This is a genomic window from Psychrobacter sp. TWP2-1-2 (genome assembly GCF_049896785.1).
In the GTDB taxonomy this organism is placed as follows: Bacteria; Pseudomonadota; Gammaproteobacteria; order Pseudomonadales; family Moraxellaceae; genus Psychrobacter.
The window spans coordinates 137,623-163,040 of the sequence record NZ_JAFCVA010000005.1; the positions used below are offsets into that span (position 1 = coordinate 137,623).

Sequence of the window (25,418 nt, forward strand, 5' to 3'; positions counted from 1 at the left end):
CTTTTAAAATGAATGATTAATTAAAGAGAGAGTTTCGTGGAAAATATCTTTATCTATGCGGGAAGTAGGTCTGCTAAACTTGCAGATTATATATTAATAAAAAATCCTAAATGGTTTCCAAATCAGGTTAAATATAATATTGCTATAGGTAGGGCGATAAAGACTAACTGGGGGAGAAAGAGTATCAAGCTTCTAGCTAAACAAATTGAAGAAAAAGGAGATCAGAATACTGATATAAATAGAGAACTAGGGAAGATTTTAAAAAAATATGATACTGGTATTAATTTACTAGACAGCAAACTAGATATTGTTGATAACAACTCAGTCATTAGTTTGTTCAAGATTCCAGAAATCATAAAGTCAAATAAAGTGTTTAATAGGCTTCAAGAAGGAAAAATGGATTTTTATCAAATATCTTCCATTTTTAGCAGTGAGAATATAGAGGTAACAGATGAGTTTTTGGATGCGTGGCTAAGTAAATGTACGAAGGAAAATAAAGCATATTTGATAAATGTTATTATTTATTTAGAAGAGGCTGTAAAATATAGCGACGCAAACTATTTGCTCTTAAGATTGTCTCAAGCTTATACCTTGAATATGAAATTAGGTCAGTCAAGGGACAGTTATTTCAAGTATGCATTGTTTTATAAGACAACTCCTTCTATAAATTATGTAATAGGAAATAACAATAAATTATTTATTAATAAGCTTTTTCAAAGAAGTGATAACCTCGTAGCGCATCCATTATTAGATAATAAGGTGGCTGCCAGATTTTTTGATAATCATTCTGAATTTATTGATAGTTATTATACTGATACTTGGAAAGAAGCTCTGAGTATAGATCATGAATTAAGAAAAGTTTTCAAAGAAAATACGGAAATAAAAGAATTTAGTTTGAATAAAAAAATACTTTTTGTTACAGATTCTAACTGGAATTTTTTAACTACGTTGATTTCAGAGGTTGAACTCTTACATCATAATATTGACGTTTACGATTATTCTTCTTTTTCAAAAATTATGAAAAAGCAAGATAAAAATATTTATTCTAAAGTTTTATATTCTCCCCTATCTACTACCATGGAAGAGCACGAAATAAACAGGGATAACTTCAAGAAATTAGACCCAGTTTTTTTTGAAAAACTAGAAAATGCTGATATTGTCTTTTGTGAATGGGGTAATGAGACAGCTGTATTCCTATCTAAGTTTGCACCTCCAAACGCAAAGATAGTTGTTAGAGTGCATAGTTATGAAGTGTTCACTTTTTGGCATTTGTTTATAAATCTAGGTGGAGTTGATGGTTTTATTTTTGTTGCCCCTCATATTAAAGATATTTTTCTAAAAAATGCATCTTCTATTCATTATAATCGTGAAATGAGTAATTATATTGAAGTATTTCCTAACGTCAAAGATTATTCATCTATTACAATAGATAAAAATGAAGGAGCTGATTTTACTTTAGGTCTTGCCGGTTTTAATAAAATCAATAAGGGTCTAATTAAAGCATTAGAGATATTTCAAAAGCTATATGCCGAAGATAATAGATGGAGGCTAAGGTTAGCAGGAGATCATTTTGTAACTAACTCATTGGATTATGGATATTGGAAGAATATATGTGAACCTTATATCTTGAATAATAACTTGCAAGAGGTAATTATATTCGATGGTTATCAAAATATCCCTAACTGGCTAAAAGGTATTGGCTTTATACTATCTGTAAGTAATAGGGAGGGTACGCACGAAGCTTTGGTAGAAGGTGTATCGTCAGGATCTATTCCTTTAGTGGTAGATTGGGAAATGGTTAAAAATTTTGGAGGTGTAAGTAAATTATACCCATTCCTTAAAGATTATATATTTGAAGATATAAGAGGTTCGGATTTAATAGATACTAAAAATTTACATCGTCATTATAGCGTAGAGAGAATAAAGCTAAGTCAAAAAATGCAATCAATGCATAATCCTAAAAAAATATCTAAAGATATTTATGAATTCATGGGAAACGTTTATGAAGCCTAAAATATTTACCTTATTAGGTAATAATACAACGTTAAATACTACTGGTGGGGATAAAATTAATGAAATAAGATTTTATACAGCACTTAGTAAGCATTTTGAAGTTTACTATAATGGGCAATTATTTGACCCTTATGCAATAGATTACGGAATTAAAGATCTTCCAATCCAAATACCGGAAGATAACTATGATGTTTACTATGTTAGAGCAAATAATAGAATTCTTTATAATTGCCCAAGACCCAAAGTTGCTATGGGTATACCTTATAGCAGTTGGTTATATCATCATGTAGATGCAGTTATAACCACGACGGAAAGTTGGAAGCAGGCTATACTAAACTATAATAATTCTACTTACTATAGAGAGCTAGTCGGAGACTGGTATGGAAACAGTGAAAAAATAATTGTTCCAAAAAAAGTTATAAATATACGTCAAACTATTGATTCTAATTTTATGGAAAAAATTGATGCAAATACCCTGATGAGAAATAGAATATCATTCGGCCTGAAGCCAACATTTGGTTTTTTCGGTAGCTTGGCAATGCAAATATTCCCAAATTTGGCTATCAAAGCTTTGCAAAGAATGATTAATAATGGTTATGACATTAATATTATAGCAGCAGGTAAGAAATATTCAAATACGATAGTTCCTAACAAAGTTAAATACTTAGGATATCTACCCTATGAAAGCATACCTGATTATATACAAACTTGTACATGTCTTATCGCCAATGAAGGTGTTGAAACTGAGTATCTTGGCTCTGGAAAGGTCTTAGACGCGATCGCTGCTGGTATTCCAATTTTGTCTTATAGAAGTGCAGTTAGAGAAGAACAGTTAGGGAAAGATTATTTAGGGTTTTATAGCTCAGAAGAAGAAGCTTATTTTATTGCTAAATTTATATTAGAAAATCCTTTTTTTAGAAAAAAAATAGTAGATCAACTCAAGCTTCGATATGAAATGTTTTCAACCGAAAGTCAGGGAGATTATCTTTATAAGCAGTTTTCCGACTTAATTATATAATTTTGGAATTCTCAACCTACATAATTTAACAGTAATAAATAGTTTATCAATTTTTTATAAATAAATTTATATCATGTTTTATTAACTAATTTTTTTACAGGCGATTTTTTATGAAAAGAAAATTTGCAATGATTGGTGCCGCAGGCTACATAGCACCACGTCACATGAAAGCGATCAAAGAGCTTGGGGGCACTCTAATTGCTGCCTATGATAAGTCGGACTCAGTGGGCGTTATCGATAGTATTTCACCTGAATCTGAGTTTTTTACAGAATTCGAGCGTTTTTCTCACTATATATATCAGCTACAAAAGAATGAGGATACTAGAGTAGATTATATATCTATATGTTCTCCTAATTATTTGCATTTATCTCATATTACTCTTGCCCTGAGAATGGGTTGTGATGTTATATGTGAGAAACCTTTAGTATTGAGTGTAGATGATTTAAAAGAGATACAATTGGTAGAAAATGAGACTGGGAAACGTCTCTATAATATCCTTCAATTACGTTTACATGATGCTGTTATTTCTTTAAAATCTAAAATTGATCAAGAACTTTTGGAAAATCCTGAGAAACGGTATGATTGTGACATTCAATATATTACCTCTCGCGGAAAATGGTATCAAGAGAGCTGGAAAGGGGACATAAATAAATCGGGCGGTATAGCGACAAATATAGGTGTACATTTCTTTGATCTTCTCTACCACTTATTTGGTGAGCCAATTATTAATGATAATGATTTTCAAGGTTCGCATTCTTCAAAAGGTAAGTTGAAATTTAAAAATGCGAATGTAAACTGGTTTCTATCGGTCAATTCAGATGATTTGCCTGAAGAAGTTAAAGGTAAGCAGCCAACTTTCCGTGCAATAAAAATTGGTGATGAGTTAGTAGAGTTCTCCAAAGGTTTCACTGATTTACATACAATAAGTTATAAAGAAATACTTGAAGGAAGAGGTTTTGGTGCACAAGAAGCCGTTTGTTGTATTGAAATGACAGAATCAATTAGAAATCAGTCAATGGTTTCTTAAATAAGCTATAGGCATACTTATGAGCAATAAAATTCATCCCTCTGCTGTTATTAATGAAAACGTTATCTTAGGTGATAATGTATATATAGGCCCAAACTGTACTATCGGTTTCCCCGCTGAGTACAAAGAAGGGTTCGGTAAAAGTGTAGGTTATACTGTTAAGGTTGAAGATAATGTTGTTCTTACTGGTAATGTTACTATAGATGCAGGCTCTCGTAGAGATACTGTAATTGGGGAGGGCAGCTTTTTAATGAAAGCTGCTTATATAGCTCATGACGTAGTAATTGGCAAACGGTCTATAATCTCTGCGCATACTTGCTTAGGTGGGCACGTAGAAGTCGGAGACTTCGTTAATATAGGGATGGGTGCTATTGTACACCCTCGGCAGCGGATTGGTTCTCATGCCATGATTGGTATGGGAACGGTAGTAACGAAGAAGGCCAGAATCTTACCAGGCCGTATTTATGCAGGGAACCCATCTAAAGAAATAGGTATAAATAAGATAGGTTTAGAGCGAAATGAAATTAATGATTTAAAGCTTAGACAGCTAATTGATGACTTCGAGAGTAATAATGGAAATTAACTTTATAGATTTAGAGCGCCAACAGCAAAAAATTGAAAAAGAGGTCAATGAAGCTATATCTCGGGTATTGAGAGCTGGCCAATATATTATGGGTCAAGAATGCTTGGATTTAGAGCAGCAATTATCTGAATATACAGGTAGGAAATACTGTCTCTTATGTGCCAATGGCACGGATGCCATTCGTTTAGCTTTGATAGCGCTTAAAATTAAGAAAGGTGATTTAGTACTTACCACGGACTTCACATTTTTTGCAACTTCTGAGGTTATTGCAGAATTGGGTGCTATTCCTATATTTGTAGATATTGATGATACATACAATATTTGCCCTCTAGATTTAGAGAAAAAAATATTAACATTAAAGAATAGTAATAAAAATTTAGCTGGTATTCTGAGTGTTGATCTTTTTGGACTTCCTGCCAATCATAATGAAATTGATCGTTTGGCGAAAGAGCATGGATTATGGCATGTTGAAGATGCCGCTCAAGGTTTCGGAGGTAAGATAGATAATAATAGGGCGTGTAGTTTTGGAGACATAAGTACTACTAGCTTCTTCCCGGCGAAACCTTTAGGTTGTTACGGTGATGGAGGCGCTATATTTACCGATAATATAGATGTGGCAGAGCATATCAAGTCATTGCGAGTACATGGCAAAGGATCACACAAATACGAAAATGTTAATATTGGGTATAATAGTAGACTTGATACTATCCAAGCTGCCATTTTGCTCGAAAAGCTCAAGATATTTGATAAAGAAGTAGTTAAGAAGAATGAAATAGCAGCCATGTATACTTCTGCTTTAGAAGATGTTAAAGGCGTTATAGTGCCCAAGATTCCACCAGGCTATACTAGTAGTTGGGCGCAATACACTTTGAGAGTAGATAAAAGAGAAGAATTAATGGCTTACCTTAAGAGTCAGGGTATTCCAACTACAGTATATTATCCTAAAACAATGAGTCAGACTAAAGCTCTAGCCTCATTCTTGAAGTATCAAATTGGTGAATTGAAAAATTCTACAAATTTTGCTAGTTCAGTACTCAGTCTTCCGATGCACGCTTATTTAACAGACGAAGAAGTTGGCTATATCTATAGTAAGATATCAAATTTTTATAATTGATAATGACCAAACGGTAGACAGTTTTCCTGAAAAGAAATTCGTAATGGATATTTTTTCTCGAGCTTTCTGTGCTAATTTTTACTATTCCATAGATTTCTAGAAGTGCTGCAGGTTGTATATTAATGCTGATTGAAAAAATAAATCTTCATGAGATTGCTCATCTCACTACAGAAAGGCCTGAAGCTCCTATAGTTGAAGATTTTTTTAACTATTTTTCCAATTTTAATTTAGAGCGTGTATTAATTGTCACAGATGAAGATGTAAGAACTGATATACGGGTTTTGAATCAACTAGCAGCCCTACAACGAACAACTAAAAACATAACTATTTTAAAAGTAAAGCCAGATAATAATTATACAGATAGTCAAAAAAAGGATATGTTGAAAGCGTTACATTTGAAAACCTTGAAAAATATTATATATTTACCATGGTTTTTTATATTAGTTGTTATACATCATCCATTCTTAGCGTTTAGAAATAAAGCAAAGCAGGGAATATATAACGATCATAGTTATTCTCTAACACAGAAAATTGATACTTCTAGTTATACTTGTGTGATTTGCAATAATTTAATATCGACAAGTAGTGTTGACTCCCATAGTGAAGTTGATTATATATACGATATCCATGAACTTGAGGTCTTTAGAAATCGAAACAAAGCTTCGATTCAGAGGTCTTTCTATATCTATCTTAAAGAGATGGAAGAGCTGCGTAAGCGGGAAAATATCATTACGATAAGTAAGTATATTGCTGACACTCTTTCTACTATGTATAATTTCAGAAGATCAAAAATAAAAGTTATTTATAATAAGAATTTTTTTAATACAAATATTTCCTTTGATTCCGAAAGTAAGAAAGATAAATATTTATTGATATACATAGGTAATGTATCAATAGACCGTGGATTAGACGATATTGCTAGACTGTCTTATAAATACGACATATTAATAATTGCATGTAATTACAATGAAGAAGCCATATCATATTTAGAGAACAATAGTAATCTGTATCGTCTTACGATTTTTAAAGGGATGGATTATCAATCTATATTGCTAAAAAAAATTAGGAAATATCAATATCCCTTCTTTTTAATTTTGATAAATCCCAACCATCCTAGCTATAGATATGCATTACCTAATAAATTTTTCCAAGCTCAAGCTGTCGAATGCCCTATTATAGTATATGATAAAACTTATTTAGGGAGCATTGTAAAAAAATATGGATGTGGTTTGATTTTTTCTGATATAACTCACATAGATTTTTTAAATAGTATAAGTAATATAGAATATGTGGCTATGCAACAAGCTATGAAAGTGAAAATAGCTGAAGCTATAGAAGATAAGAATCTATAGTCTAGATTTGACCTTTTACTATAGTAAGTTTGCATTTTGTGAGAAACGAGAAAGATACTGAACTTTAAAAACCATAACATTAATAAGAAAGTAAGGATAGTTTTAACTATCTTACTTTCCTACAGAGATATAACGTACTTATAAACGCCAGTCTGGATTTACTAATGCACCTTTAACATCGATAACTACTTTAGGCTTAGTGCAGAATCCATCTATTCTGTCATCTTCACCAACAAAATCTGAATGGTTAACAGCTACAATAACAGCGTCAAAACTATTCTCTTGAATATCTTCATAGTCGATATAATCAACATCTAGGCTATTCCAGTCTTCTTCAGTAACCCAAGGATCGGAATAAGTCATTCTTACCCCATATTTCTCAAGTTCAATACCAATATCTGTTACTTTGGTATTTCTGACATCTGGACAGTTTTCTTTAAAGGTAACACCTAAAAGTAAAATACGGGCATCTTTGATATTTTTCCCATATGAGATAAGCTTTTTGATGGTTTGTTCGGCAACGAATTTACTCATAGAGTTGTTGATTGCGCGAGAAGTCAAAATTAAATTGGGATTTAATCCTAAAGATGATGCTTTGTGTGCCAAGTAATAAGGATCTACGCCAATACAATGCCCACCTACTAAACCAGGCATAAGCTTGATAAAGTTCCATTTAGTAGCAGCAGCTTCTATGACTTCATGAGTGTCGATACCAACTTCGTTGAAAATAAGGGCCAATTCGTTTATCAAAGCAATATTGACATCACGCTGAGTGTTTTCAATAACTTTAGATGCTTCTGCGACTTTTATAGAGGAAGCCTTGAATGTGCCAGCAGTAATTACTGAGCTATATAATTCATCCACTATGTCTGTGTAGTAAGGGTTTGAACCTGAAGTGACTTTTAATATGTTCTCTACTGTGCGCAGTTTGTCGCCTGGATTAATACGTTCTGGAGAATAACCAACACCAAAATCTATATTTAACTTTAAGTTGGATTTTTCTAGCTCAGGAATACAAACTTCTTCTGTAGCACCTGGATATACTGTTGATTCATAGATAACGATATCATCTCGCTTAATAATTTTACTTAACATCTGAGAAGCTTTGACCAATGGGGACAAATCTGGTAAGTTATTATCATCAATTGGTGTTGGTACGGTAATGATAAATACGTTTGCTGCGGTTAGGTCATTAGTGTCAGAAGTAAAAGTAAGACGAGAAGTGTTTTTGAGATATTCGCTAGTCACTTCTCTAGTTTTATCAATATTATTAGATAACTCGTTAATACGTGTTTCATTTATATCAAAGCCTATAACGTCATATTTTTTTGCAAACGCACAAGCTAGTGGTAGACCTACGTAACCTAACCCTATAATGGCGATTTTTTTGGAATTCATCGAATGACCTTTTGGTATGAATTAATTAGATAAGAGTGTTTGGCTACTTTAGTGATAATTAAGATTGTAGGCATAATAGCAGATATAAAATAGCTGAGAAAGTAACGGTGTGTTTGATTTTATATCATCAGAGCATAAGCCGTAATAAAAAGGTCGCCCTAATACGGTGACCTTTTTTCCTCTTAGTAATGCCTCAAACCCACCTAACGACGTAATCGTATATACATGATCGACGGTTTCTAAGGCATCGACCAAGTGGATAGGCTGAGTAAGGATAAGACAATCTAGTTCAATGAGGACATTGACGATAGGCGGATCATGAAGCGTCATTGGATGAGGTTTGACGATAATTTGCGCAGCAGGGTTTTCTTCAATAGCTTTATTGACCACATCAAGTAGGGTAATGCCAATACCACCACCATATTTCAACGAATCATCATGGGGCACTTGTCCTAAAACCAATATGCGCTTTTTACTTTTTTCGCCATATATAGGCACGACATCGACATACGGTTGGTGATTGTATTTGCTCACGCGATGTGAGACGTAATAATCGAGCATCTCTTGTGCTAGTGTCTCATCATAGCCATCCTGCTCAAAATCAAAATTGGCGATGAGATCAGTCAAATCATTTGGGCGAGTGGTATCGAAGTAGGGCGCTTGGCTATCCATTACGATAGATAATGGTGGCGCATCGTTCTCATCATCAGGGCCTGAACGGATAAAGCCATCTTCTAAAAAGAAGATATCTAGTTCTTGCTCGCGTATGTACTCAATAAAATAATCAGGTGCTTTATAACCCCAAATATAGATGACGGGATTCACGCGATTGATGAATGGTTTTAACCACAGCTCAAAATAGCGTTGATTGAAGTGCCGTTGTATTTGGATATGTGACGACTCTAATACCCAGTCACCGACCAAATCCTGCCATGGCAGCATACCAACGACTAACGCCAAACGCTGTTTTGGCTGACGATTATGTTTATAATAACCTAATAGTAGCGGTCGGATGTAAGCGTTAAATTTCATAATATGTTGGCTGGCTTAGATTGATAGCGTAAGGGCAGATAGTCATGATTGGGGTATTTACGTTGGCAATGTTTCGTCGTTCCCAGTATAGTTGCATTTACGAGTAAAAACGAATACCTACTTCGAAAAATAATAGCTTTAAAAATAATGGGTCGATATTATGAAAAATAAGATACTAGTTACGGGCGGTGCGGGTTATATTGGCACACACACCTGTATCGCACTGCATGAAGCTGGGTATGAGATTGTGGTTTATGATAATTTATCTAATAGTAGCCGTGAAGCCATCAATCGTGTCTCTACTCTCATTGGTCAGCCGATTGAGTTTATCGAAGGCGATATTCGTGATGCTGAGTCACTTAAACAAGTGTTTCTATCTCATCATTTCTTCGGCGTGATTCACTTTGCAGGTCTAAAAGCGGTTGGTGAATCCGTTGCCAAGCCGCTGATGTATTATAACAATAATGTCAGTGGCACCATTACTTTACTAGAGATTATGGCTAAATTTAATGTCAAAAACCTAGTGTTTTCTTCATCTGCCACTGTCTATGGTGATCCCGAATCGCTGCCTATTGACGAGAATTCACCGCGTTCTTGTACAAACCCTTATGGACAAAGTAAACTGACGGTCGAGCATATCTTAGAAGATCTCGCTGTATCCGACGACAGTTGGAACCTGATACCTCTTAGATACTTTAATCCAGTAGGGGCGCATCCATCAGGGCAGATTGGCGAAGACCCTAATGATATCCCAAATAATTTGATGCCTTATATCTCGCAAGTCGCTGTTGGTAAGCTTGCTAAACTTAATATTTTTGGTAATGACTATCAAACTATTGATGGTACTGGCGTGCGTGATTTTATCCATGTTACTGATTTGGCGCAAGGTCATGTCGCTGCGTTAAATTATTTAGAGCGACAAGTGGCACCAGTAGGATTTTTACCGATTAATTTAGGCACTGGTAAAGGTACTTCTGTATTAGAGTTAGTAACGGCATTTTCTAAAGTTTCTGGACAACCAATTCCTTATCAATTCGCAGACCGCCGCGCAGGTGACATTGCCAGTTGCTATGCCAGTGCTGATAAAGCGAAAAACCTGTTAGAGTGGCAAGCAAAATTATCAATTACTGAGATGTGCCAAGATAGCTGGCGTTGGCAAAGTATGAATCCGAATGGCTATACTGTCACTTAGACTTTATAAAATATAACCTTTATCTTATTCTCCATTAATACAGTTTAAAAATTATGAAAAAAATAACTCACGCCGTCATCCCTGTTGCAGGCTTCGGTACCCGTATGTTGCCATTGTCTAAATCAGTGCCAAAAGAGCTATTGCCACTTGGTAATCGTCCTGCTATTCACTATGTGGTTGAAGAGGCGATTGCTGCTGGTATTAAGCATATTGTCTTGGTCGGTCATGCACAAAAGAGCACGATTGAAAATTATTTCGATATCAATGCTGAGCTAGATAACCAATTACGCGCAAAAGGTAAGGACGCCTTGGCTGATAGTCTGAACTGGTTACCAGATGATGTAACGGTGTCGATGATACGTCAGGGCAAAGCTTTAGGTTTGGGACACGCGGTATTGGCTGCTAGACCAATCATTGGTGCGCATGATTTTGCCGTATTATTACCCGACGTTGTGCTTGATCCTTTTACGGGCGATATGGCTACTGAGAACTTAGCCTTTATGATTGATGCTTTTGCTGAAGATAACCATTCGCAGATATTGGTGGATAACGTTGCTGATGAAGATGTGCATAAATATGGTATTGCTAAACTGCATGAAGCGTTTAGTGAGGAGAGCAGGGAAGATGATAAAGCAGACAGTAATGCCAGCTTCAAAGTCGCAGGATTTGTAGAAAAGCCCGATTTAGCCAATGCACCCTCAAAATTAGCAGTCGTTGGTCGTTATGTCTTTAGCAATCACATTTTTGACTATCTGGCCAATACCAAAGCCTCGGTCGGTGGCGAGATTCAACTGACCGATGCGATTGATGCGTTGATTAGTGAATACGGCGTGAATGTCACGACAATGCGCGGCGACAGCTATGATGCCGGTGATATGCGCTCATATATGCAAGCATTTATCTATTTTGCTCAGCAGCAACTAGCAAATGAAGAGTAATCAATGAGCGATACGAAAGATAATAACAAGTATAGTAGTGCTCGAAATTCTAAGTACTGGCAGCAATTGCAAGAATTAGCGGCACAGCCATGGTCGCTGGATAAACTATTTACGCAAGATACTGAGCGCACGAGTCGTTTTAGCACTCAAGTTGGTGCACTATATATGGACTATAGCAAGCAATGTATTGATGAACAGGTACTGGCAAGTCTTTTGCAGCTAGCAGAAAGCTGTGAATTGTCCACAAGGATTGATGCACTTATGCAAGGTGCGATGGTCAATACTAGCGAGGAGCGTGCTGCCTTGCATACAGCACTACGATTGCCAGAGTCTGCCAAACTAGACCTTGATGGACAAAATGTCGTCGCTGATGTGCATGATAGTCTGTCGCAAGTAGCACGTTTATCTGAACGTGTCCGTAGTGGTACATGGCGCGGATTTTCTGGTAAAGCCATCACGGATGTGGTTAATATCGGCGTTGGTGGCTCTGACCTTGGCCCGCTTATGGCGACGACCGCGCTAGATGAGTGGGCAGATACCGACATTGAAGTACATTTCGTCTCTAATATGGACGGCACTCAGCTTGACAATTTGCTCAAGCACCTAAATCCTGAAACGACCTTGTTTATCATCTCGTCCAAGTCATTTGGCACGGTTGACACGTTATCTAATGCTAAGACAGCATTGTCATGGCTGCTTGCCACTGCCAAGCTGCGTGCAGGTACTGAGGACAGTGTGCTACGCCGCCACTTTATCGGCATATCTGCTAATAGTGAAAAAATGAGTGCTTGGGGTATTCATCCTGAGCATCAGCTACAGCTTTGGGAGTGGGTTGGCGGTCGTTTTTCTTTATGGTCAGCGATAGGATTGGCGATTGCCATTCGTATTGGCATGGCTGGGTTTAAAGCGTTATTAGCTGGTGCGCATAGTATGGATGAGCACTTTTCTCAGGCTGATTTTGCAGAAAATTTACCAGTATTGTTGGGTTTACTTGCTGTTTGGAACAGTACCTTTTTACAAGTGAATGCTCATACCGTATTGCCCTATGATGGTCGTCTTAGCTATTTACCAAGCTACTTAACCCAGCTTGAGATGGAGAGTAATGGTAAATCGGTCACCCAACACGGTGATCATATTGATTATGATACCTGTCCAATTCTGTGGGGCGAGATTGGCTCCAATGCGCAGCATGCCTTTTATCAGTTGCTACATCAAGGCACACAGCAGGTGTCTTGTGACTTTATCGCTTGTGTGCGCCGCTATAGTGGTCAATCGCAAAACGCGCCATTACAGCAGCAGCATGAGCTGTCTTTGGCCAATTGTCTAGCACAGAGCCGAGTGCTGGCTTTTGGTAATGCCGCGCTTCAAGAGACTGAGGTTCAAGTAGCTTCTGCTGCGGATAAGTATAAATATTACCGTGGCAACCAGCCGTCAACGACATTGCTAATCGATGAGCTGACGCCGCACAGTTTGGGAGCGCTGATTGCGCTTTATGAGCATAAAGTCTATGTCATGGCCAGCATTTGGGATATTAATCCGTTTGATCAATGGGGCGTCGAGATGGGCAAGCAAATGGCAGAGTCCGTACATCAAGCCATGCAGCAAGCAGGTGAGAGTCAGTTTGACAGCTCCACTAACCAGCTGTTAAAACACATTCAACAGCTGTCTTGATCGTTTTGCTACTAAGTTAATAATCATTAAAGGTGAACGCATGAGCGCTGTTTCTATAAATGACAATACACCTAAATATACGCATGAATCTAAACCACAAAGCACTGCAAGCAAGCAAGTTTGTGTGCTTATTGGTCATAGCATTGAGGCCATTACTAGCGCCGTGGTGCTGGCAAGTCTAGGTCAGCGCGTGCATCTTTATGCAGGTATTGAGCTATTGACGCAGCAAATACAACAATACAGCTTTGAGCATCATTTGCAAGCACTGTGGCAGATGTATGAGCAGCAGCAGGTTATTATCAGTACAGCATTACCAGCTAGCGCTGACACGTTAATACAATATTATGAAACGGCAAATTTTAGCGACAGTCGTCACATTAATGAGAGCAATGAGAGCAATGAGATTAGTAAGGTTGACGACCAAAGCACCGTTGCGCTTTATTGGTTATTTTTAGACAGTATCAAGCCAGTATGGGCAGAAGCCAGCTGGATTACTGCCTTCAACCACAGCCATCAGCAATCGTTACCCGTGATTATAAGTGGCATTGAGAAACTAGGGGTTGTCTCAGCACTGGCGCAAAATTTGCAGCGCGCGTGGGTCTACTATGTGCCGTTTGTATTCTTGCAAGACGGTGATGCTTATAGCTCAATGTTGAATCCTTCACTGTGGTTGCTTGGTGAAAAAACAGCCAACAGTAGCCAGCATCTAGAAGTATTGAAGCCGTTAATGCAGCATGCGCGTGCCGCTCATCACGCTGATATCGCAACGATAGAGTTTGCCCGTAGCAGTATCATGGCGATGCTGGCGACGCGAGTGAGTTTTATGAATGAGATGTCACGCTTGGCGGACAGTCAACAGGTAGATATCAAGCAAGTCAGTCGTATCATGGGGCTAGACGCGCGGGTCGGCAGCAGTTATCTGCAAGCAGGCTGGGGCTTTGGTGGTAACACACTACCGACTGAGCTGGCTAAGTTACAGCAGTCCAGCCAAACGCACAGTTTAGAGCTGCCGCTGTTGCAGTCAGTCATGCACATCAACGAAGACCAAAAAGAGCTGATATTCCGCAAATTCTGGCAATATTTTGATGGATTTATTGACAATAAAACGGTGATGATTTGGGGCGGTAGTTATAAATCAGGGTCAGGACGTACCGCAGGCTCAGCCATACATCCATTGTTAGCGTTATTATGGTCTTATAATATTCGTACTTTGGTGTATAGCGATAAAGCACAAGATGAGATTGCCATGCTTTATCAGCAGCAATCATTACTGCAATTGATTAATAATCCTTATCAGCAGCTAAGTGCTGCACAGGCGATTTTTATCATTAGTTGGTCGCCACAAGATCAACTAGATATTGCCAAGCTTAATCAACACGCGATGCCAGTATTTGATGCACAAAATGCTCTGACTCGATTACAGATCGATAGTCTGGTAGGCGATTATATGGGTATTGGTCGGTCTAAATAGCGTTATTCAAGATTCAAGTTTTTCAGTTACTAAAAAAGCTCGTTGATAATTATCAGCGAGCTTTTTTGATTTTTAGTCGAAATCACTTATATTAAATCGTATTCGTTTACGCTGGTACAGCACCTTGGCTAGCAAGCCATTGCTGAATCTCTTGTATTTTGACTTTGAGCAAATCTTTGTTACCACGACTTTCGATATTAAGCCTGATTAGTGGCTCGGTATTCGATGCGCGCAAGTTAAAACGCCACTCTCTGAAGTTAAGACTTAAGCCATCGAGCGTCGATTTGGTCGGATTTTCGCTGCTAAATTTTTCCTCAATAGCGCTAATAATAGTTGGCGCACCATTTGTTGTGAGTCGAAAATTAAGCTCGCCTGAACTTGGATAGGCTTGAATATAGCCGCTGACCAATTCTGATAAAGTCTTACCAGTGACAGACAACAGCTCAATGGTGAGCAGCCATGGAATCATGCCGCTATCGCAATAGAAAAAGTCACGGAAATAGTGGTGGGCAGACATCTCGCCGCCATAAACCGCGCCAGAGTCACGCATGACTTGCTTAATAAATGAATGTCCAGATTTACTGATGACAGCCTTACCGTTATGTTCTTTAATCACGGCTTCAGTATTGTAAATGACCCGTGGATCGTAGACGATTGACTCATTTGGGTACTTATTCAAAAATGCTTGGGCAAGCATGCCGACGATGTAACTGCCATCAATAAATTCACCATGTTCATCGAATAAAAAGCAGCGGTCAAAGTCGCCATCAAATGCAATGCCAAGGTCTGCTTTGTTTTCCAAAACAGCTTGCTGAGTCGCCACTCGATTGGCTTCAATCATAGGGTTGGGGATGCCATTGGGGAAGCTACCATCTGGTGTATGATGCAGTTTAATCACTTCAATTGGCGCACCAGCTTGTGCAAGCTTTTCAATCAACAAGTCAACTACGGGTCCCGCACTACCATTGCCTGAGTTAATCACTAATTTAAGCGATTTGAGCTTATCGGTATCAATAAAAGTCATGACATGATTGATATAAGCGCTTTTATCAGTTAATAATTGCAACGTTCCTGATCGGTTTTTAGTGATAAATTTCCCAGACTCTGCCAATGCTTGAATCTCTGCCAAACCATCATCAGCACTGATCGGCTTTGAATGTTCCTTAACCAATTTTAAGCCGTTATAGTTAATAGGGTTATGACTGGCTGTGACCTCAATACCACCCAAGGCCTGATAATAACTGGTGGCAAAATAGACCTCTTCTGTACCGCTCATGCCCAAGTCAATCACATCGACACCAGCATCTACAATACCAGCGATGGTCGCTTGTTTTAATTGCTCGCTTGAATGGCGAATGTCACTACCAATAACGATGGCAGGTTTTAGATTTACCATATCATTGTCATGAGCCTCAACCGCCGCACCATAACGCTGAAATAAAATCTGTGCAAAAGCACGACCAATACGGTAAGCAATGGCTTCGTTTAGATTTACCCCAAGCTCGCCGCGAATATCATAAGCTTTAAATGAATCAATAATAATGGGATTAAATGCAGTTTCTGGCTGATAACGAATGGTCGCAGACGTAGACATAATGATAAAATTCCTTGCGCGTGTGCAATGATAAAATAATAAAGTAGATAGCACAATTATAAGCCAATCAAGGTTCAATGATACACTAACTGCTAAATTGAACGATAAGCAAAAATATAAGAGCCTCCCTTATGAATACTCTCGACAATAAAATAGTAGCGCCTACACCAGCACAAGGAACGCCAACTGCTAGTGGTGAATTAGATGATTTATTGGCGTTGATGGCACGGCTACGTTTTGATTGTCCGTGGGATAAAAAACAGACCAATCACAGCCTAATTCCTTATGCGATCGAAGAGGCTTATGAGCTGGGCGAAGCGGTACAAAGCGATGACGATGAAGATATCAAAGGCGAGCTAGGCGATGTGCTGCTGCAAGTGGTGTTTCATTGTCAAATGTATGCTGAGCAAGGTCGCTTTGATATGAGTGACGTTATTACTACTTTACAAGAAAAGCTCATTCGTCGTCATCCGCATGTGTTTGAGGCTGAAACCCTTGAAGATGACACGGCGGTAAAAGCTCGTTGGGATGAGATTAAAGCAGAGGAGCAGCAAGCGCGCGAGGCACGAGGCAAACCAAAACGTCGTTTAGACAATACCAAAGCGGGCAGTGCGCTCATGCAAGCGCAAGATGTACAAAAACAGGCGTCAAAGTTAGGGTTTGACTGGGAAGGCGTTAGCGGTGCTTTTGATAAGCTAGATGAAGAGATTGCCGAGTTAAAGGCTGAATTGATAGATAAATCAAAAGATGTTGCTGAATATAACACAAGCAAAGCCAATATTAGCGATATTGAAAAAGAGCTGGGTGATTGTATGTTTGCGCTCGTCAATGTGGCGCGTAAACTCAATCTTGATGCAGAAGCAGCCACCTTAACGTGTGTGCATAAATTCAAATCACGTTTTGGTTATATTGAAGAACAATTAGCTGCGGCTGGCAAGCGTTTAGAGGATAGTGATATTAACGAGATGGATGCACTGTGGGAAGCGGCGAAACGATATGAACGATCGTCATGAATGTTTATCATAAGGCCTCGTTTGTTAGCTTGGTCAATATGGCTGTTTTCAGTCTAATATTGGCGGTTTTTATGTTGAACAGTGTTCAAGCTGCGCCTTGTTTTGATAATCCTCAAAGGGCTTATGAATATCTATTGGCGCAAGAAAGTGCCAAAACACAGGTACGTGACCAAGCCACCATTAATATCAATCGTGCTAGTGAAGGCGAGCTCGTTTCATTAAACGGTATCGGCAGCAGCAAAGCCCAAGCGATTATTTTATATCGTGAGATGTTTGGTGATTTTAAGACGGTGGATGAGTTAGCAAAGGTCAAAGGTATTGGTGCAAAAACGGTTGAGAAAAATCGAGGACGTTTACGCGTACAAGATTAAGGGCAGTATTTTGCTTTAATTAATCCTAATATTGACAAAATAGCACGTAAGTATCAGTCATAACACACCTACTAGGCGCAAAATTTGTTAAACTAGCAGGTACATCCGCCTGATAAACGCTGTGTTCATCAGGGGTGGTTAAAGAATACCGGCGAGGAGTAGATGCATGGCCGAGCGTGCCGCCAAGCAGTTAGAACTGAATAAATCTGAATTACCCAATTCCATTACTGAAGTGATTGCCACCTTAAACCGAGCTGGGTTTGATGCCTATATCGTCGGTGGCGGCGTGCGTGATACCTTATTGGGTTTACGTCCAAAAGACTTTGACGCTGTCACTGATGCCAAGCCGCATGAGATCAAAGACGTCTTTGGCAAGCGCTGCCGCATTATCGGTCGCCGCTTTCAGTTGGCGCACGTGTATTCAGGCCGTGAGTTGATTGAGGTTGCTACCTTCCGTGGTCCACCAACCAATGATGCTAATACCAATCAAGACGGTATGATCCTGCGTGATAATGTTTGGGGTGATATCAAACAAGACTTCTCTCGTCGCGATTTCTCTATTAATGCGCTTTATTATCAACCGCTTAAAGGCGTGGTTCATGATTTTTGCGGTGCGCTTGACGACATTGATAATAAAATCATTCGTCTGCTCGGCCATGCGCCAGTGCGTATCGAAGAAGATCCAGTACGTTTGTTGCGTGCTTTACGTTTCAAAGCCAAGCTCGGTTTTGAGTTTGATGACGAGTTAGCCGTTCAGTTTCATGATGGCAACTGGGCATTGCTTGAGCAAATATCACCGCATCGTCTCTATGATGAAACCCAGAAGATGTTTACTGGCGGTTATCTGGTGCCATTATTGCCGCTATTGTTTGAGTCGGGGGCGATTGATAGCTTAATTATCTATCCACCATCTGAGCCGAGTGCACTGGTCAATCAAGTCGCTATTAATACCGACAAACGTATTGCTGCGGGCAAAAGTATCAATCCGGCGTTCTTTTATGCCGCGCTATTATGGGAAAACTATCTGCATCAGTTGGCAAAAGCCAAGAAGCGCAATATGCCGTTTGCTGAAGCGCAAATGCACGCCGCTGGTAAAGTGATTGATCGTCAACGTATCAAGACCGCGATTCCTAAATTTGCAGAGCAGTTTATCCGTGATATCTGGATATTGCAGCCAAGACTTGCAGCCCCGCGTAGCAAACAAATCGTCCAGCTCTCTGAGCATCCACGCTTTCGCGCAGGTTTTGACTTTTTGTTATTGCGTGAGCAATGCGGTGATGCTGAGCATCCGTTATCAGAGTCTACTAATGGTATGGGCGATTGGTGGCAAACCTATCAAACGTTGTCTGAACGAGAGCAGCAGCAAGCCATTGATGATTTTGATGAAAATATTCGTCGCGGTGCCTATAAAAAAGGGCAACAAGCGCAGCGTGGTCGTGGGCGTAATCATCAAAATTCAGAGTCAAATAGCATCGATCACTCAATATCTCATCAAAAAAATACCAAGCACAGCAAAGCCAATGATACTGCTGAGCAGGGTAGGAATGATCAGAATATGGTAAATGACCCGTCAAATATTCCAGCACGCCGTCGCCGCGCTGCCAGTCAATCAGACTCTGTTAAGCAATCTGGTGGCAATAACAACAAGCACTATGAATCGCAGCAAGTAAGTCAAGACAGTCATGAGCTTGCTCAGTTACGACAGCTATCCCTTGCCAATAGCAGTAACCAAGCGGCAAATAAACGCCATCATTCCAAGCCTGCACCACTCTTTGTAATTGAGCACGAAAAAGTTGTGCCACCATTGCAGAAGCAGCTATCAAATGGTGATAAACCTGATAGTCGTCAAGGGGCTGCGCAGAAAAAACCTGTCCATAAGAGTGTATCGGCTGAGAAAGAACTAAAAAATCAGGATGTCAGTTCTGATGCTAACTCTTATAGTAAGGCTGACAGTAAGCCTGATCGCTCAAATCAAGCTCAGCAGCCAAAAGCAACACAGTCAGAGGTTACGCCTTCATCTGTGGCTCGTTCGGTAGCAAGATCGCCTGCGCTTGTCAGTATGAATAACGAGCCGATACCCCATAAGCGTCGCCGTCGTCAGCCGAGTGTAGAGAGTATAAATCTTGCTAGTAATACAGAGATGCAAGTAACGACTAACAACGATGTTAAAGTTGCAGCAAAGTATGCAAAAAAAGCACCTAAGCCAGCAGCCCAGCCTACTGATAAAACAGATGTTCCGGCTAAAAAAACGGTTGAGCGCAAAAAAGTGGCGAAGGTTACGACACCTGTAAGCGCTAAAAAACCAGCCAGAACGACAGAAGAAAAGTCTGCTAAAACCAGCCAAGCTGCTAACGGTAATGTTGGTACGAGTAGTGTGAATGACAATAAAGGCCCTATCCCATCGAAACGTCGCCGTCGCCAACCTAGTACTGACAATGTCTAATATTACTAACGATGCGGGCAACGCGAATTGGGTAATCTGCTACGTAGGTTTGGGTAGCAATTTGTCTAACGACTTGGGTTCACCAGTAGAACATTTGCAGCAGGCAATCGCCGCGATGCAAGAGCTTAAGCAAATACGTGCGGTTCGGGTTTCCTCGTTTTATGCTTCAGCGCCTATGGGGCCGCAAGATCAGCCTGATTTTGTTAATGCCGTCGCTGAGTTTGAGACGATATTGCCGCCTTTTGAGTTGCTTGCTTACTGTCAACAGTTAGAAGAAGAGGCTAAGCGTGCACGAATACGGCGTTGGGGTGAGCGTAGTTTGGATGTCGATATTTTGTTATACGGTGAGGCGCAAATCACTGAGCCAAAATTAACCGTACCGCACGCTGGATTGTTTGAGCGTAATTTTGTCTTATTACCACTGCGAGAGTTAGCTCCAGCGCTTATCATTGCTAGCAAGTCGATAGATGATTATCCGCCTAGCAAAGATTGGACAGGCTTAAAACTACTGTAGCCAATCTACTATAAAAGAGTGACAGCGTTCACCTCTTTTATAGTAGATTGACTATACCAAACGATTGCTAAAAGTTTTGATCACAATCAGAATAATAGCTAGAGACAGTTAAAGGTACTAAAGGTTAATCGAGGATCATATGACGACGTTATCTACTTTAAAAAAATTCAAAAAAGATGGCACCAAGTTCACTTGCTTAACGTGCTATGACTCGATGTTTGCACGCATGATGGAAAAAGCAGAGATTGATACCATTTTAATCGGTGACAGTTTGGGCATGGTGGTGCAAGGTCATGACTCAACGTTACCCGTGACTGTCAATGACATGGCTTATCATACAGCCAATATTGCACGTAGCAATCAACACGCGCTGATATTGGCTGACCTACCATTTATGAGCTATGTCACCCTACCAGAAGCGGTTGCCAATAGTCGCCAGCTGATGCAAGCGGGCGCGCATGTGATTAAGATTGAAGGTGGTAGTGAGCTTTGCGATTTAATCGCGACTTTGGCGCAAGCAGGGACGCCTACTTGTGTGCATTTAGGATTAACACCGCAATCAGTCAATGTGTTTGGTGGTTATAAAATCCAAGGTCGTGGTGACGAAGCGGCTGATAAATTGCTTGCTGATGCGAAAGCAGTCGTTGCGGCAGGTGCTGCGCTGCTAGTGTTAGAGTGCGTACCTGCTGAGCTTGCAAAAGTAGTGACAGAAGCCGTCGCAGTGCCAGTTATTGGTATTGGTGCTGGTGCAGATACGGATGGTCAAGTGTTGGTCATGCATGACATGCTAGGTATGGGACACGGCCGTGTCCCGCGCTTTATTCATGACTTTTTGACCGATGAGCGTAATAGCGCGCACAGTATCGAAGGCGCATTTGCCCTTTATCAGCAGTCAGTACGTGAAGGCAGCTTCCCAACCGAGCAGCACCAGTTTAGCTAACATTTTAGTTTTTACGATTATCAGTAGAAGAATAGTTAACCATGCCAATCATTCATCATCATATCTCCGCATTGCGTACGGCTTTACAGTCTTATCGTGGACAAAAAACTGACAATCAAGATGGCCCACAGCGCATCGCTTTAGTGCCAACGATGGGCAATCTGCATGCTGGTCATCTTGAATTAGTAAAAATAGCCAAGCAACATGCTGATATCGTGGTGGTTAGTATTTTTGTCAACCCTACTCAATTTGGTGCGGGAGAGGATTTTGATAGTTATCCTCGCACGCTTGATGAGGATGTCGCTAAACTAGCAACGGTCGATACTGATTATGTGTTTGCGCCCAGTATTGAAGAGATGTACCCAGTCTTACCGCCACCGACCTCTGTTCTTGCAGGTGCTATTACTACTCAATTATGTGGTCAATCACGCCCTGGGCATTTTGACGGTGTTGGTATTGTCGTCTCTAAACTGTTCAATATCGTACAACCGGATATGGCTGTTTTTGGACAAAAAGACTATCAACAATTAGCGATTATTAAGCAATTGGTACGTGATTTAAGTTATCCCATTGAAATTATAGGGGCACCTATTGTCCGCGCTGCAGATGGTTTGGCGCTCTCATCGCGTAACCAATATTTAAGTGCTACTGAACGTGAGGTAGCACCTGTTATCCATCAAGCGCTACAATATTTAGCAAAGCAGTTAGGAAAAGGCGAACAGAGCCAACAAGTTGTTCAGTCGTTGCTAGCAGAAACGCATCAGCGTATTACGGATGCTGGCTTCATTATTGATTATTTAGACATTAAAACCGATACACTAGAGTCACTCACTAATAATACTGTAACTTTTAATGCAGAAAATAAGAGTTTGATGATTTTAGTCGCTGCTTGGCTAGGACGTGCACGTTTGTTAGACAATCAATTGGTGACGGTGGATCAATCGTTGTGACATAGTAATTTGCAGGATGCAATGGACTAGAATGGGTGAATCATGGATGTGAGTCAGGGTGAAAATAACAGTCAATCTGAGCAGGCAGCGTGTAAAATAGCAACCGATAAGCTCAGTATCCTAGTGGTATCAGGGCGTTCAGGCTCAGGTAAAACCTCAGTATTAAATATCTTAGAAGATTTAGGATATTATTCTATTGATAACTTACCGTTATCCTTATTGCCGGATGCTGCGCATAAACTGGTCAATGAAAGTGGGATTCGTCGTATTGCGCTTGGCGTTGATATTCGAACACCGCGAGCGGATCTATCCAACTTTGCAGAGATGCATGCATCCCTAAAAAAAACATATGGGGCGCATGCGGTCAAAGTGGTGTATGTGACCGCGCAAGAGAGCACTTTGATAGCACGTTTTAATGCGACACGCCGCGTACATCCGCTGATGTCACAGGATATCGATAGTGACAATGCCAAGCACATTGCTTTTAATCTACCTGCCGCGATTAAAAAAGAAGTGGAGCTGTTAGAGCCTATCGCAGGTCATGCCGATATCAGAATTGATACCAGCAATTTGAATATTCATCAATTGAAAGACAGCTTGCGTGAACATGTCGGCGTGGACAATCAGATTGTGATTAATCTGCTGTCTTTTGGCTTTAAATATGGCAGTCCTATTGATGCAGATTTTGTCTTTGATGTGAGAATTTTACCGAATCCACATTGGAACCCTGAATTGCGTACTTCGACAGGTCTAGACACGGAAGTTGCCGCATTTTTTGCCGACTATCCAGAAGTGGCTGAGATGACTGATGATATAGATAAGTTTTTAACCCGTTGGTTGCCCGAATTTTTACACAATAACCGCCATACAGTGACAGTGGCTATTGGCTGTACTGGTGGTAAGCATCGTTCAGTATTCATCACCGATAATTTACAACGTCGTCTTGCCGATGTTATGCCGCAAAGTATAAAAGTGCTGGCGAAACATCGTGAAAAAAATCGTTGGTAGTTATTGGTAAACACTGGGGCATATCTTCATTTTTATTACTATTCCTAAAATGAGGACATGCCCCTGTTAATTTTATTATTTATTATTTTGGAAAGCTTTTATGATTGACTGGAAAGAACAGGATATGCGCGTCTCGCGCACTGAACTCAAAAAAGCCCATGAGCGCTTGCAGAAGTTGTCGATACCACTTGCCAGCTTATCGAAAAAGCAGCTCAAAAATCTGCCAGCCAGTGACTATTTTATGGCAGAACTCATGGCATTGGCCGATATCACCAGCGCTAATGCTCGTATTCGCCAAACCAAGCGCGTTGGTAAGCTGATTAGTGAAGAAAACCGCCACGAATTGGTAAAAGCATTATTTGATGCGTTTTTCCCTAAAGAACAGGTCTCAAAAATAGAAAGTTGGTTTGAGCGTTTAAATATTAATGATGAAGGGACGCTTAAGCAGTTCGTTAAACAGTACCAAGCATCTGAACAAAATAGTATGTATCAATTACTGTTATGGATTGAGTACGCCAAATATACCCAAGATGATGAGCTGATGGCAGAGTCTAAAGCGGATTTAGCCAGTTATATTCGTGAAGTCACTATTTTGTCGCAATTGAAAAAAGAAAAATAATAAGGTGATAGCGGCTAAATAGCTTTGACCACTATTTATACAATATCTCCACTTATAAATTAATTTAGTATCCAAATAAAAAAAGCCAATCATCAAGTGATTGGCTTTTTTATGGGTAAGAGCATTTATGTCCAAATGGCACTTGTGGATAAATGCTAGTCCCTAATTTATAACGGTACTTAATTTATAACGGTACTCAACCTATTTCTTTTCAGCACGCACTTTGTCAACCAAATAGTCAACGACTTTAGGTACAGTAGCGCTTTCACCAGTTACAACGTATTTGCCTTGTACGACGACTGCTGGCACACCAGAGAGCTGATAACGCTTAGCGCCTGCTTGTGAACGACCAATTTTCGTACCAACAGCGAATGAATTATAAAGGCTATTGAATTTCTTCTCATTAACGCCTTTCGATGCATACCATTTGCTTAATGATGATTGATCAAAGATTTTCTTACCATCTTTGTGAATGGCATCAAATAGCGCGTCATGAGTCTTGTCCTCAAACCCTAGCAGCTGAGCGGCATAGAAACCACGAGCGTTGGCTTCCCAGACAGGGTTAAGCGCTGCTGGCGTTTTGAAAAAGGCAACGTCTTTGTCTTTGTTTTTAGCCCATTTTTCCATGTGCGGGTTAAGAACGTTACAATGCGGGCAACCATACCAAAAAAACTCACGAACAATGATAGCATCACCGCTGATTTTTTCTGGATTGTCTAGCACGCGATAGTCTTTTCCGGCGACATAGTCGGCAGCTTGTGCGCCCATAGTGGCAAGTCCAATGGCCATGGCCAGACCAGTCAGTGTGATGACACGTTTCATACTTTATCCTTGAGGTGTGAAAACTTCGGGTTTGTTGAGATGTTTTAGTATCGTATGGTTTTGGGTATAGCGCACAGGTTTTTAAAGTGCCCAAACGAGACAGTGTCGAGTATAATCGAACTATAGCGACGTATCGACTATAATAACGTAAAACATGGTCGCTTGTGAATCCGATTCTTAACTAATGGTTGTAAAGCTGTGAGCCATTATTTAAGGCTTATTTCACCGCGTTTTTTGGAATTTTTTTAGCGTTTTATTATTTAGGTTTTAGACTGTTTGAGGCATCTGTCATTTAAAAAAACTGTACAGAAAATATGAACGTTTGCTAAGACCA

22 protein-coding genes are annotated in these 25,418 nt (G+C 39.8%); 18 read left to right on the forward strand and 4 right to left on the reverse strand.

Annotation, left to right across the window (positions count from 1 at the left end; translation table 11 throughout):
- Window positions 1–36 precede the first annotated feature (36 nt).
- From ACP7AE_RS06645 to ACP7AE_RS06670, 6 genes are all read left to right on the forward strand, one after another.
- Window positions 37–2,013, forward strand: a complete 1,977-nt coding sequence (locus ACP7AE_RS06645) for a hypothetical protein (RefSeq protein WP_426242087.1) — start codon at window positions 37–39, stop codon at window positions 2,011–2,013.
- The gene (locus ACP7AE_RS06650) at window positions 2,003–3,031 is read left to right on the forward strand and encodes a glycosyltransferase (RefSeq protein WP_055123659.1); all 1,029 of its coding nucleotides are present in this window, start codon (window positions 2,003–2,005) and stop codon (window positions 3,029–3,031) included. Before ACP7AE_RS06645 ends, ACP7AE_RS06650 begins: the two co-directional genes overlap by 11 nt.
- A gap of 110 nt (window positions 3,032–3,141) precedes the next feature.
- Entirely contained in the window at window positions 3,142–4,059 is a 918-nt protein-coding gene (locus ACP7AE_RS06655) for a Gfo/Idh/MocA family oxidoreductase (RefSeq protein WP_055123658.1), read from the forward strand.
- 19 nt (window positions 4,060–4,078) lie between these two features.
- A complete protein-coding gene (locus tag ACP7AE_RS06660) occupies window positions 4,079–4,642 on the forward strand; it encodes a DapH/DapD/GlmU-related protein (RefSeq protein ID WP_055123657.1) in 564 nt (187 codons plus the stop codon).
- A complete protein-coding gene (locus tag ACP7AE_RS06665) occupies window positions 4,632–5,756 on the forward strand; it encodes a DegT/DnrJ/EryC1/StrS family aminotransferase (RefSeq protein WP_426242090.1) in 1,125 nt (374 codons plus the stop codon). Before ACP7AE_RS06660 ends, ACP7AE_RS06665 begins: the two co-directional genes overlap by 11 nt.
- 122 nt (window positions 5,757–5,878) lie before the next feature.
- The gene (locus ACP7AE_RS06670; protein ID WP_201539424.1) at window positions 5,879–7,108 is read left to right on the forward strand and encodes a hypothetical protein; all 1,230 of its coding nucleotides are present in this window, start codon (window positions 5,879–5,881) and stop codon (window positions 7,106–7,108) included.
- Between the two features lie 138 nt (window positions 7,109–7,246).
- Here ACP7AE_RS06670 and ACP7AE_RS06675 read toward each other — a convergent pair whose 3' ends face one another.
- Together ACP7AE_RS06675 and ACP7AE_RS06680 are read right to left on the reverse strand one after the other, a co-directional pair.
- The gene (locus ACP7AE_RS06675; protein ID WP_055123655.1) at window positions 7,247–8,506 is read right to left on the reverse strand and encodes a nucleotide sugar dehydrogenase; all 1,260 of its coding nucleotides are present in this window, start codon (window positions 8,504–8,506) and stop codon (window positions 7,247–7,249) included.
- A 48-nt stretch (window positions 8,507–8,554) separates the two neighbouring features.
- On the reverse strand, window positions 8,555–9,538 hold the full coding sequence (locus ACP7AE_RS06680; protein ID WP_201539425.1) for a hypothetical protein: 984 nt from the start codon (window positions 9,536–9,538) through the stop codon (window positions 8,555–8,557).
- Window positions 9,539–9,698: 160 nt separating this feature from the next.
- Here ACP7AE_RS06680 and galE point away from each other — a divergent pair, with 160 nt between their 5' ends.
- From galE to ACP7AE_RS06700, 4 genes are read left to right on the forward strand one after another with little or no spacing between them, the layout of a single operon-like run.
- Window positions 9,699–10,730, forward strand: coding sequence for a UDP-glucose 4-epimerase GalE (galE, locus tag ACP7AE_RS06685; protein ID WP_201539426.1), 1,032 nt, complete (start codon window positions 9,699–9,701; stop codon window positions 10,728–10,730).
- Between the two features lie 53 nt (window positions 10,731–10,783).
- Complete coding sequence (locus ACP7AE_RS06690; protein ID WP_201539427.1) at window positions 10,784–11,668, forward strand: UTP--glucose-1-phosphate uridylyltransferase; 885 nt, start codon at window positions 10,784–10,786, stop codon at window positions 11,666–11,668.
- A 3-nt stretch (window positions 11,669–11,671) separates the two neighbouring features.
- Window positions 11,672–13,339, forward strand: coding sequence for a glucose-6-phosphate isomerase (gene pgi, locus ACP7AE_RS06695; RefSeq protein WP_201539428.1), 1,668 nt, complete (start codon window positions 11,672–11,674; stop codon window positions 13,337–13,339).
- A gap of 40 nt (window positions 13,340–13,379) precedes the next feature.
- Window positions 13,380–14,810: a UDP-glucose/GDP-mannose dehydrogenase family protein gene (locus tag ACP7AE_RS06700; RefSeq protein WP_201539429.1), complete on the forward strand. Its 1,431-nt coding sequence runs from the start codon at window positions 13,380–13,382 to the stop codon at window positions 14,808–14,810.
- A 106-nt stretch (window positions 14,811–14,916) separates the two neighbouring features.
- On the opposite strand, the gene ACP7AE_RS06705 is transcribed toward ACP7AE_RS06700, so the two are convergent.
- On the reverse strand, window positions 14,917–16,404 hold the full coding sequence (locus ACP7AE_RS06705; protein ID WP_426242094.1) for a phosphomannomutase CpsG: 1,488 nt from the start codon (window positions 16,402–16,404) through the stop codon (window positions 14,917–14,919).
- A 131-nt stretch (window positions 16,405–16,535) separates the two neighbouring features.
- Here ACP7AE_RS06705 and mazG point away from each other — a divergent pair, with 131 nt between their 5' ends.
- From mazG to yjgA, 8 genes are all read left to right on the forward strand, one after another.
- Window positions 16,536–17,417 (forward strand): nucleoside triphosphate pyrophosphohydrolase, encoded by an 882-nt coding sequence (gene mazG, locus ACP7AE_RS06710; RefSeq protein WP_426242096.1) that lies wholly within the window; start codon window positions 16,536–16,538, stop codon window positions 17,415–17,417.
- 71 nt (window positions 17,418–17,488) lie between these two features.
- On the forward strand, window positions 17,489–17,788 hold the full coding sequence (locus tag ACP7AE_RS06715) for a ComEA family DNA-binding protein (protein ID WP_426242098.1): 300 nt from the start codon (window positions 17,489–17,491) through the stop codon (window positions 17,786–17,788).
- A gap of 166 nt (window positions 17,789–17,954) precedes the next feature.
- Window positions 17,955–20,231: a polynucleotide adenylyltransferase PcnB gene (pcnB, locus tag ACP7AE_RS06720; protein ID WP_426242100.1), complete on the forward strand. Its 2,277-nt coding sequence runs from the start codon at window positions 17,955–17,957 to the stop codon at window positions 20,229–20,231.
- Window positions 20,224–20,745: a 2-amino-4-hydroxy-6-hydroxymethyldihydropteridine diphosphokinase gene (gene folK, locus ACP7AE_RS06725; RefSeq protein WP_426242102.1), complete on the forward strand. Its 522-nt coding sequence runs from the start codon at window positions 20,224–20,226 to the stop codon at window positions 20,743–20,745. Before pcnB ends, folK begins: the two co-directional genes overlap by 8 nt.
- Window positions 20,746–20,884: 139 nt before the next feature.
- A complete protein-coding gene (gene panB, locus ACP7AE_RS06730; protein ID WP_426242104.1) occupies window positions 20,885–21,685 on the forward strand; it encodes a 3-methyl-2-oxobutanoate hydroxymethyltransferase in 801 nt (266 codons plus the stop codon).
- A gap of 41 nt (window positions 21,686–21,726) precedes the next feature.
- Window positions 21,727–22,635: a pantoate--beta-alanine ligase gene (gene panC / locus ACP7AE_RS06735; protein ID WP_426242106.1), complete on the forward strand. Its 909-nt coding sequence runs from the start codon at window positions 21,727–21,729 to the stop codon at window positions 22,633–22,635.
- Between the two features lie 42 nt (window positions 22,636–22,677).
- Complete coding sequence (gene rapZ, locus ACP7AE_RS06740; protein WP_083475611.1) at window positions 22,678–23,643, forward strand: RNase adapter RapZ; 966 nt, start codon at window positions 22,678–22,680, stop codon at window positions 23,641–23,643.
- Window positions 23,644–23,743: 100 nt separating this feature from the next.
- Window positions 23,744–24,262: a ribosome biogenesis factor YjgA gene (gene yjgA / locus ACP7AE_RS06745; protein ID WP_426242108.1), complete on the forward strand. Its 519-nt coding sequence runs from the start codon at window positions 23,744–23,746 to the stop codon at window positions 24,260–24,262.
- Between the two features lie 201 nt (window positions 24,263–24,463).
- Here the strand turns inward: yjgA and ACP7AE_RS06750 are convergent, their stop codons facing one another.
- Window positions 24,464–25,084 (reverse strand): thiol:disulfide interchange protein DsbA/DsbL, encoded by a 621-nt coding sequence (locus tag ACP7AE_RS06750; RefSeq protein WP_045443155.1) that lies wholly within the window; start codon window positions 25,082–25,084, stop codon window positions 24,464–24,466.
- Window positions 25,085–25,418 lie beyond the last annotated feature (334 nt).

Coding starts and splice junctions, on each gene's coding strand:
- ACP7AE_RS06705 (WP_426242094.1), bottom strand. CDS start 16,404: ATGTCTACGTCTGCGACCATTCGTTATCAGCCAGAAACTGCATTTAAT.
- ACP7AE_RS06675 (WP_055123655.1), bottom strand. CDS start 8,506: ATGAATTCCAAAAAAATCGCCATTATAGGGTTAGGTTACGTAGGTCTA.
- ACP7AE_RS06660 (WP_055123657.1), top strand. CDS start 4,079: ATGAGCAATAAAATTCATCCCTCTGCTGTTATTAATGAAAACGTTATC.
- ACP7AE_RS06680 (WP_201539425.1), bottom strand. CDS start 9,538: ATGAAATTTAACGCTTACATCCGACCGCTACTATTAGGTTATTATAAA.
- ACP7AE_RS06690 (WP_201539427.1), top strand. CDS start 10,784: ATGAAAAAAATAACTCACGCCGTCATCCCTGTTGCAGGCTTCGGTACC.
- folK (WP_426242102.1), top strand. CDS start 20,224: ATGTCTAATATTACTAACGATGCGGGCAACGCGAATTGGGTAATCTGC.
- ACP7AE_RS06665 (WP_426242090.1), top strand. CDS start 4,632: ATGGAAATTAACTTTATAGATTTAGAGCGCCAACAGCAAAAAATTGAA.
- ACP7AE_RS06650 (WP_055123659.1), top strand. CDS start 2,003: ATGAAGCCTAAAATATTTACCTTATTAGGTAATAATACAACGTTAAAT.
- pcnB (WP_426242100.1), top strand. CDS start 17,955: ATGGCCGAGCGTGCCGCCAAGCAGTTAGAACTGAATAAATCTGAATTA.
- ACP7AE_RS06700 (WP_201539429.1), top strand. CDS start 13,380: ATGAGCGCTGTTTCTATAAATGACAATACACCTAAATATACGCATGAA.
- galE (WP_201539426.1), top strand. CDS start 9,699: ATGAAAAATAAGATACTAGTTACGGGCGGTGCGGGTTATATTGGCACA.
- yjgA (WP_426242108.1), top strand. CDS start 23,744: ATGATTGACTGGAAAGAACAGGATATGCGCGTCTCGCGCACTGAACTC.
- ACP7AE_RS06750 (WP_045443155.1), bottom strand. CDS start 25,084: ATGAAACGTGTCATCACACTGACTGGTCTGGCCATGGCCATTGGACTT.
- panB (WP_426242104.1), top strand. CDS start 20,885: ATGACGACGTTATCTACTTTAAAAAAATTCAAAAAAGATGGCACCAAG.
- ACP7AE_RS06655 (WP_055123658.1), top strand. CDS start 3,142: ATGAAAAGAAAATTTGCAATGATTGGTGCCGCAGGCTACATAGCACCA.
- ACP7AE_RS06670 (WP_201539424.1), top strand. CDS start 5,879: ATGCTGATTGAAAAAATAAATCTTCATGAGATTGCTCATCTCACTACA.
- rapZ (WP_083475611.1), top strand. CDS start 22,678: ATGGATGTGAGTCAGGGTGAAAATAACAGTCAATCTGAGCAGGCAGCG.
- ACP7AE_RS06715 (WP_426242098.1), top strand. CDS start 17,489: ATGTTGAACAGTGTTCAAGCTGCGCCTTGTTTTGATAATCCTCAAAGG.
- mazG (WP_426242096.1), top strand. CDS start 16,536: ATGAATACTCTCGACAATAAAATAGTAGCGCCTACACCAGCACAAGGA.
- pgi (WP_201539428.1), top strand. CDS start 11,672: ATGAGCGATACGAAAGATAATAACAAGTATAGTAGTGCTCGAAATTCT.
- panC (WP_426242106.1), top strand. CDS start 21,727: ATGCCAATCATTCATCATCATATCTCCGCATTGCGTACGGCTTTACAG.